1 protein-coding gene and 1 pseudogene are annotated in these 1,118 nt (G+C 48.7%); one reads left to right on the top strand and one right to left on the bottom strand.

Annotation, left to right across the window (positions count from 1 at the left end; all coding sequences use genetic code 11):
• A pseudogene (locus ON064_RS18310) lies at positions 1 to 290 on the bottom strand (M15 family metallopeptidase); the annotation flags it as partial.
• Positions 291 to 414: 124 nt separating this feature from the next.
• On the opposite strand from ON064_RS18310, the gene ON064_RS18305 reads away from it, so the two are divergent.
• Positions 415 to 1,118 (top strand): MFS transporter (locus ON064_RS18305; RefSeq protein WP_274625884.1); only part of this gene is annotated, 704 nt, incomplete at its 3' end.

Here is a 1,118-nt window from a genome sequence, read left to right as displayed (position 1 = left end):
TCTTCTTGTGGCTGCTCTTCCGGTTGTGCTTCAGGCTGTTCGGTTTCTTCTGTCGCTGCTTGTTCTTCTTTCACTGCCGGTTCCTCCTGTTCTGCCGGAGCTTGCTGCTCGGTTTCTGCCGGTTGTTCGGTAAAGGCCTGTGCCAGTGCTTTCATGCTTTCTTCTGTATCCCAATTATGCATAGAGAGCCAGACTGCGGCAATTGCTACCCAGATTGCTGTCATTGCGATCACCATCCATTTTATATAAAATTTCTTGTCGAATTCGTTTTTCTTTTTTGTCGATTTCATGGGCTGGCCAACTTTCCTGTCAATTCCTTTTCCATTCTATCATTTTCTTTCCGGAAATTCCCCTGGCGCGAAAATATTTCGGTATACTTTAATCAGACTTCTGGAAAAGAGTGGAGATTTATTTATGCACAATCAAAAATGGCTTTCGTTGAACTTTTTTGCGTTTTTCTTTACATGGGGCGTCTTTTTGCCTTACTGGACTGGCTGGCTGACCAATGAAAAAGGGCTGAGCGTTTCGGCGGCCAGCGTCATCATGGGGACCGGCATGGTCGCGCGGTCGTTGTCGACTTTGTTTTTCTTCCCGCTCCTGACGCGGCTTTTCTCGCTTGGGCGCTTGATGCAGATTCTCGCCATCGCTTCGTTTGTGGTAATGGCGTTTTATATCCCGGCCAATTCCTATACCTTGCTGTTCATCATCACATTTGCGTTCAGCTTTATCTACCCGAATCTATTGCCAGCGATGGAAAGCGGCGCGACCGTATTGATGCAGACCGACCGCATCCATTACGGAAAAAGCCGCTCCTATGGTTCGCTCGGCTATACGATCGCTTTATTGATTGTCGGGGCAGCTACCGCTGTCTGGCAGGAAAATGCGATTTTATGGATCATGCTTTTGGGTTTGCTGTTCATGGCGGTCACTCAATCACTTGCTTCTCCGGTCCCGCTGCAATCGAGGCCCGCACCGCGAACAAAGAAAGGGCCGAGCGCCACAGCGGAGTTGCTGAAATCCAAAGGGTTTTTGACAGTCCTATTGGTTTCCATCCTGTTGCAGGGAGCGCATGCGGCCTATTATAATTACGGATTCATCTATCTCCAGGATATCGGCGT

Origin of the sequence: Planococcus sp. A6 (assembly GCF_028823615.1) — a bacterium.
Classification (GTDB): domain Bacteria; phylum Bacillota; class Bacilli; order Bacillales_A; family Planococcaceae; genus Planococcus.
The sequence above is the reverse complement of the archived record's forward strand: the minus strand, read 5'-3'. Positions and strand labels throughout refer to the sequence as shown.